The sequence below is a fragment of the Bradyrhizobium sp. SZCCHNRI2009 genome (genome assembly GCF_032485115.1).
Classification (GTDB): Bacteria; Pseudomonadota; Alphaproteobacteria; order Rhizobiales; family Xanthobacteraceae; genus Bradyrhizobium.
In genome coordinates this window covers 81,641-88,595 of sequence record NZ_JAUEUH010000016.1, presented here as the reverse complement: position 1 = coordinate 88,595, position 6,955 = coordinate 81,641, and the positions used below count along the sequence as shown (strand labels likewise).

Sequence of the window (6,955 nt, the reverse complement as noted above, 5' to 3'; positions counted from 1 at the left end):
GCTTGACGAATCGAGCCGATTTTGAAGTGTCAACCATCTCCCCGAACACCCGTCAGCTATGTCCCCGGGCTGAACACCGGCCTGCCCCTGCAGGTGTCGCCGGAAAGCTGCTTCAATGACCGGGTTGCCGCCGCAATCCGGAACGGCGATGTCGACGCGGCGATCGTGCAGAGGCGACCCGGATACGGCAAGATGTCCTCCGTCGGTCATCTCTGCAACTCCTCGACTGGAATCGCGCAAGCCGCAAGCCAGTCCCAATAGCTCTCTTGTTGCCGGCTGAACTCGATATAGTGATGCCTCGTTGCGAACACCGTTTCACGATAGGGCCCGATCAGCCTGCCGAGCCAACGGCGCGCAACGGCGAGATCGATGATCGGATCACGCTCCGGCGCCGCGAGGAACGTGGGTACCCTCAGCGTCGCTCCGGTCTCCGCGTATGCGTCTTCGAGATGCACCAGCGTCGACCGCGTGCTGTCCGTAACCTCGCGAAGCATCAGGGCATCCGCCGACATGAAGCGCAGATAGACCTCCTCCTCCGTGTAGTCCTCGTCCTTGAGCGTGACCGCGACTCGGCCAAGACCTCTGCACGCGCGGAAGCGGCCGAGCTTCTCCGGATCATGGCGAGCCCGCTGCTGCCCCAGTGCCGGCGCGCAGAAAATCAATGCCTCCGCGCGCAACTGCCCACTGGTGCATAATCCAGCGAGAACGCTGCCGCCCAGGCTCTGGCCCAGCACCGCCAGCGGCGCATCCGGCACCACTTCCCGCGCGGCCTTTATACCCATCAGATAGTCCGACAGCAGAAGCTCGAGCGTGGCGACGTGACCACGCTCGCCGCCACTCCGTCCCGATCCGCGACGGTCCAGCGCGACAACTGCCACGTCCCTGGCCGCCAGTTGCGGCCCGGTCTCGAACAACCATCCGGCATGGCTCTGGATGCCGTGGATGTAGAACAGGGCAGCTCGGGGCTCGGCAGGCGCCCAGTAATGTAGGGCAAGCTCGGTGCCATCCACCGCCCGTATCCACTTGATCGCCGTCCCCTCCATCTCAGACGCCTCAGGCTGCGGGAGTCGAAGCTGCGGCAACGTCCTTCACTGGAAAGCTCGGATATTCGCCGGCCTCCCACCGCCGAATCATTCCGTCCGCGACGACCTGTGCGAACTCACGCCGCCCTGGTAGCGGCAGCTTCTGACCCGCAAGCATCGCGCGGGCATCCTCCCAGGATTTCCGCCATGCTCCTGCGTCGACCACAGCAGAACCGGGATCTGCCTTGCTGCGCACGCGGATATTCGGGAACCACGGCCGATCGGTCGGTTGATGCGCCGGGTAGTAGCGGAAGTCGAAGCTCCAGCGCACCTGTGCCGTCTTGTTCAACCTGGAGCCATGCGGCGCCTTCTTGTGCAACAGCACGATATCGCCGAACTTGACCGGCAACGGGATGCTGTTCCTCTCAAGGCGATCGATCAGCGCGGCATCCATCGGCCAAGGCAGCAACGTGTCGTCATTGTGCTCGCCTCCCACGACCGCCAGGCATCCGTTTTCCTCGTCGACGTCGGTCGTCGGAATCCAGACCGTCAGCACGGTCGTTTCGTTCGACTGCGGGAGCTGGCCCATCGCGTCCTGGTGCCAGAGGGTCGGCGCGTAGATCGTCTCGCCCTTCCGGCCGCCGAACTGCTGGACCTCTCGCGCCGGCAGCTTGATCCGGCAATGCTGATTCGGGCTTGCGTTGATCTCGGATCCGAGAATGCACTCGACGACATCCAACACCTTCGGATTCTGGAGTAGCGACAACACGCCGGGGCCGACATGAAACTCGCTGTCATCCTGGATGAACGAGAACGGCATGTGCGGCAACGTGATATCGAGCTCGGCAAGCAGCGTAAGCGGAAATCCCGGAAGCTCGACCAGCCGCCTGAGGTGCTCCTGGAACGGCAGCCCGCCATGATCCTCACCGCCCGAGAACAGTCCCTTTGCGCGCCATGTCCTGACTCGCTCCCGCAGCAGCTCGTCGTACTCACGTCTCACGGGAACGAAATCCGCCTCATCCAGAACACCTCGGACAACCAGATATCCCTGCTCTTGGAAGCGAGCGACGTCGGCTGCGTCGAGCGCAGGCGTGCGCGAACCTGATACGGTCATGGTGGCCAACTCCATCTATGGATCGATTCACGTCGATGACGGGATGAACGAGCCTGCCCCGTCGAGCAGCATGCCAATATCGCGAAGGATCTTCAGCCCCGAGGCGTCGCGCTGAAGCCAATGATGCTTGACCTGCGCCGAAGCCACTCCACCGCTGATCTTGTGCTCGGCAAGCCTGGCGAAGGCGCCGGGGACCAGCTTGACTATCGTCAGCGGCGCCAGCCGGCCGCTGGACAGCTTGTCGGCATATTCCAGATTGACCCTGCTGAGCGCTGCATCGATGCGCGTTGCCAGTGTCGCTTGCATCAGCTCGAGCTTCGGCGACCACTCGAGCGCGACAGCGTAGTGAGGCGGCGTGCCCCAGACCGGGAAGCAGCAGAAGTTCGGCGTCCCGGCCGACCCAGATTCGATCGTACGCGACACCGCCGAGAACACATCAGCTTCGGTCAGCTTTTCGCCGGTGAACGAACTACATGCGCCGCTTCTTCCGATGAATTCGAGCCTTGGCACCGCCCCAACCCAGCCCACGACGCGATACACGTCGCCGACGTCATACCGATAGAGACCGTTGGCCTGGGTCATCACGAGCCTGTAGCAGCGCCCGACCTCCAGTTCCTCGAAAGTCAGCGTTTCGGCACTTTCCGATGGAGCGACGTTCTCCAAAATATCATCGACCGGAACGAACTCGTAGAGTCCCTGGGTCACCGCGAGAGGGCCGGCACTGCGGTGCATGTCGACCGGGAGCGTAACGATGCCTTCGGTGCCCGTCGTGCTGAAGGGAAGCCGCGTGGCATCGGGGACCAGGCGATCAAGCCAATTCTCGTAGAGTTGCGCCGACGCGCTGTTCCAGCAGACGATGAGCGACAGATTGGGCCACAGATCCGAGAGAAGCAACTCACCGCCGCGCAATTTGAGCTGCCCTTCCAGGCGGCGCGCGAGGTCCTGGCCGCCCGCAGCCGAGGCGCTGCCCCTGACGTCACGGATCAGCCGCGTTGCGAATTGCCGCAACGTCTCTGCCAACATGATGATCTTGCTCGGGTTCACCGAAACAATCAGCCGCACGTCACAGAATGCCTGCATGCACAGCCGCTGATAGAGCCGCTCGGCATATCCGTCGGGATCGCTCTCGCATGAGAACCAGGGCGCGCCGTACCATGGCGGCAACCAGTCGGATTCCCCGAGCGGCTCCGGCCGCTGTGTAATGCTGTAGACGGGAAATCCATGAATGCTCTGCCTCGCCGTCTGCGGCTCCCATGACAGATCCAGCACGTTCTCAACCTTCGGCGTATCGAGCCGGAGCATCCTGAAATAGAGGCCCCATTGCGCGTAAAGCGCCGGTCCGCGATAGGCGAGCCGCCAATGCCGTGTCGTCGGAACCAGCTTTGCTTGGCCGGTGGTTCCTGACGTCTTCAGGAACGCATAGGGATCGTCCCGCGTCAGTACCTTTCGCTCTCGGGCAAGCTGTCGATCGATATACCCCCTGAGCTGGCCGTAACTGCGGATCGGCACTGCCCGCCTGAATTCATCGAAGCTGCACACACCTGCGAGCGCGTGCTCCCGCTCGAATGCCGTTCCAGTCAGTTCGCGCAACACATCGTGGAAGACGGTCCCAACGGTCGCATGCGGAGATTGACAGATCAGGCGCTGACGATCGAGCGCCGCCTCACTCTGTGCGCAAAAGCGGGCCATGCGGCTCACGTCGTCGGCGGCGCCTCCGACGCTCGTCGTTCGGACGCCGGCCGTTCCACCATGCTGGATGCGGGAAACTCGACTCTGTTCTGTGGAGAGGTCCTGCATGATGTCCGACCTATCTTCATTTGTAGATCACCGCCGTCTCGCAGGGATTGATACTGACGGCTCGCGCAAAGCGTCAATTTAGATTTCCTGTCCCGGTTCTAGAAATTCTAAAACGACCTTCGCTTCGCAGTTTGGCAATGTCCTGATCTCAGCAGATCGGACGGATGCAATGATACAATTGATGGACGTCTACGCGATTGCGATGCCGATGCGCCGGACATTCGTTCATGCAACCATGGCACGCCACGAGAGCGACGGCATTCTTGTCTGCGTCGACGTCGATGGCGTAACCGGCTATGGCGAAGCAGCTCCTCGTCCCTATGTCACTGGCGAAACCACCGCGACCGTTCTGAAGGCCCTCGCCTCTTGCGCATTGAACGAACTCGATGCGCAGATCGACTGGCGTTCGCTTCAGACCGTCGTCGCAAGCCTGAAGGCTCTGGCGCTGCCGAAGATGCTATCCGTCGGTGGTCGGCTGTCGCCCGCTGCAGCCTGCGCCTTGGAGACCGCCCTTCTCGACGTGGCCTGCCGACTCCACGGCCGACCGATGGCTTCTGCATTGCACGCCGCGGGCCTCGGCGAAGACATGTTACGACCCGTGCCTTGCGCCGTTTCAGCCGCTCTGGTCGTCGACCTCTCGACCTCTCCGGAGGAGATGGTCGCGCGCGAGTTTGCGCTCGCGAACGGCATCAAGCACGTCAAGCTGAAAGTCGGAGCGGATGGCGATCAGGCAGTGGAACGCGTGAGACGGTTTCGCGACCTGATTGCGCCATCGATCTCGCTTTCGGTGGATGTGAACGCGGCTTGGACCCTGCCACAGGCGATTGCCGCCTGCCGGCAGTTGCAGGGTCATGGCGTGGCATGGCTCGAGGAACCGCTGCGGCCCAGGGACTGGGCGGGCCTCCGGCAATTGCGCGAAGAGGCTGGGATCCCTTTGATGCTGGATGAATCATTCGTGGACGAGAACGATCTCGCCACGGCGATCGACCAGCGCGCCTGCGACCTCGTCAATATCCGCGTGTCGAAATGTGGTGGCCCACTTCGAGCGGCAGGCCTGGCCGATACGGCGTTTCATTCCGGCCTCGGCTATCAGATCGGCGTCCAGGTTGGCGAACATGGTCCGCTCTGGGCCGCGGGACGCGCGCTCGCGACATCGCTACGCAACGCCAGCGCGTGCGAGGTTGGGCGCGCAGACGAATGGTTTCCTCGCGACACGACGATCCCACCCTTCCCGATCGATCGCAAAACCTATCTTGCGCCGCCACTGTATGGCCACGGACACGGTCTCGTTCCGGGACCGGCGTTGTGGGCGCACGCAAGGCACGCCTTTTCGCATGTCGCGACAACACCTCGTTCCGCTCTCGTCGAGGCAGAACGGCGCGTCACAACTTGGAACGCTGAGGCTCGGGGATGACGACATCGTTGATCGAACACAAAATGGCCCTGGTCACCGGTGCGGGCGCCGGCATCGGCGCAGAGGTCGCGCGCCGCCTTGCAGATGCGGGAGCGCGGCTCCTGCTGGTCGACAAGGACACGACCGCACTCAACTCCATTCGCCGTCAAATCGGCGATCACCGTGCCGCGTGCCTGCCGATCGACGTCACCGATATCGCAGCCGTCAGCGACGCCATCCAATGTCTCTCGGACGCACAGCGTCCGGACATCCTCGTGAATGCCGTCGGAGGAGATGCGAACTCCATCCTGCTTGCGGACCTCGATGAAACGTACCTGGAGACCTCGATGAGACACAATCTGACGAGCGCCTTCACCATGACGCGTCTATGTGCGCCAGCGATGCGTCAGCGACGGTGGGGTCGCATCGTCAACTTTGCATCGATCGCCGGCCGCACCTACTCCTACTTCAGCAACGCCGCCTATGTCGCGGCAAAGGCGGCCGTCATCGGGCTCACCAAGCAAACGGCCTATGAGCTTGCCCCCGACGGCGTCTGCGTCAATGCAGTCGCGCACGGCCCGATCGCCACCGACCGCATCCAGGCAGCCTGGGCGAAGCATAGCCCTGAACGGCGGCGAGCGATTACCGAACGCATTCCGATCGGGCGACTGGGCACTGTGGACGAGGCAGCTGCCGTTGTGATCCATCTGTGTTCGCATGAGGCGGGTTACACCACCGGGACGGTGATCGACATCAATGGGGGGCTGTTCATATGAACTGGACGACCACGGAACGAACGACGACGGCCGAGCGGGTCGCCGGCCCATCAGCGGACTACGGGTTGGGCGGCAAGGTCATCATCGTCACCGGCGCCAGCCAAGGCATCGGCCGCGCCGCCGCGCTGGCATTCGCGGCCTGCGGAGCTCGTGTCGTCCTGGCGGGACGGCAGACCGGCTCCTGCGAACAGGCGTTGGCCGCGCTACCGCCAGATCAAACGATGATCGTGCCGACCGACGTGCGAGACGAGCAGAGCGTCGCGCGTCTCGTCGACATGACCGTCCGCCGGTTTGGTCGGCTGGACGCTGCGTTCAACAACGCAGGCACGTTCGGCAATTTCGTTCCGCTGCACGAGGACGATAGCGACAATTTCGATCAGGTCGTCGGGACCAATCTGCGCGGAACATGGCTTTGCACCAAGCATGAGATTCGCGCGATGCTGGAGTCAGGCGGTGGCGCGATCGTCAATTGCGCATCGGTCGCGGGGCATATCGGACACGCCCAGAGTGCCATTTACAGCGCAACCAAACATGGCGTCATCGGCCTCAGCAAGTCGGCCGCACTTCAATACGCGCGCCGCGGCATTCGGGTCAACGCAGTGAGCCCTGGCAGCACGGACACGCCGATGCTCAGGAGCATCTACCCGACCGAGGAGCAACTGAGCGCTCGCGGATCACGCGCGCCACTCGGCCGGATCGGACAACCGGACGAGATCGCACAGGCTGTTCTCTGGCTCTGCTCTCCCATGGCTTCCTATGTGACAGGGCAGACCGTGGTGGTCGATGGCGGCGTAACGGCCGGCCAGGCCTTGGTGGCCGAACGCAAATAGCAGCCGGGAACGCATATCAATGG

The 6,955-nt window shown here is 63.0% G+C and carries 7 protein-coding genes; 3 read left to right on the top strand and 4 right to left on the bottom strand.

Features of this window, described 5'->3' with window-relative positions:
* The 4 genes from QX041_RS34060 to QX041_RS34045 form a co-directional block, all read right to left on the bottom strand.
* The coding region (locus QX041_RS34060) for a hypothetical protein (protein ID WP_316168099.1) at nucleotides 1-210 on the bottom strand (210 nt) is incomplete at its 3' end.
* On the bottom strand, nucleotides 207-1,043 hold the full coding sequence (locus QX041_RS34055; protein WP_172179954.1) for an alpha/beta hydrolase: 837 nt from the start codon (nucleotides 1,041-1,043) through the stop codon (nucleotides 207-209). The genes QX041_RS34060 and QX041_RS34055, both read right to left, overlap by 4 nt.
* Nucleotides 1,044-1,053: 10 nt before the next feature.
* Nucleotides 1,054-2,136 carry a phytanoyl-CoA dioxygenase family protein gene (locus QX041_RS34050; protein WP_315752133.1) on the bottom strand — a complete coding sequence of 361 codons (1,083 nt, stop codon included), beginning with the start codon at nucleotides 2,134-2,136 and terminating at the stop codon, nucleotides 1,054-1,056.
* Nucleotides 2,137-2,163: 27 nt separating this feature from the next.
* A complete protein-coding gene (locus QX041_RS34045) occupies nucleotides 2,164-3,933 on the bottom strand; it encodes a GH3 auxin-responsive promoter family protein (protein ID WP_210261705.1) in 1,770 nt (589 codons plus the stop codon).
* A 181-nt stretch (nucleotides 3,934-4,114) separates the two neighbouring features.
* Between QX041_RS34045 and QX041_RS34040 the strand changes: the two genes are divergently transcribed.
* From QX041_RS34040 to QX041_RS34030, 3 genes are read left to right on the top strand one after another with little or no spacing between them, the layout of a single operon-like run.
* Complete coding sequence (locus tag QX041_RS34040; protein WP_315752134.1) at nucleotides 4,115-5,347, top strand: enolase C-terminal domain-like protein; 1,233 nt, start codon at nucleotides 4,115-4,117, stop codon at nucleotides 5,345-5,347.
* On the top strand, nucleotides 5,344-6,102 hold the full coding sequence (locus QX041_RS34035) for an SDR family NAD(P)-dependent oxidoreductase (RefSeq protein WP_172179948.1): 759 nt from the start codon (nucleotides 5,344-5,346) through the stop codon (nucleotides 6,100-6,102). Before QX041_RS34040 ends, QX041_RS34035 begins: the two co-directional genes overlap by 4 nt.
* Nucleotides 6,099-6,932, top strand: coding sequence for an SDR family NAD(P)-dependent oxidoreductase (locus QX041_RS34030; RefSeq protein WP_172179946.1), 834 nt, complete (start codon nucleotides 6,099-6,101; stop codon nucleotides 6,930-6,932). The genes QX041_RS34035 and QX041_RS34030 overlap by 4 nt, the downstream gene beginning before the upstream one ends.
* Nucleotides 6,933-6,955: the final 23 nt, after the last annotated feature.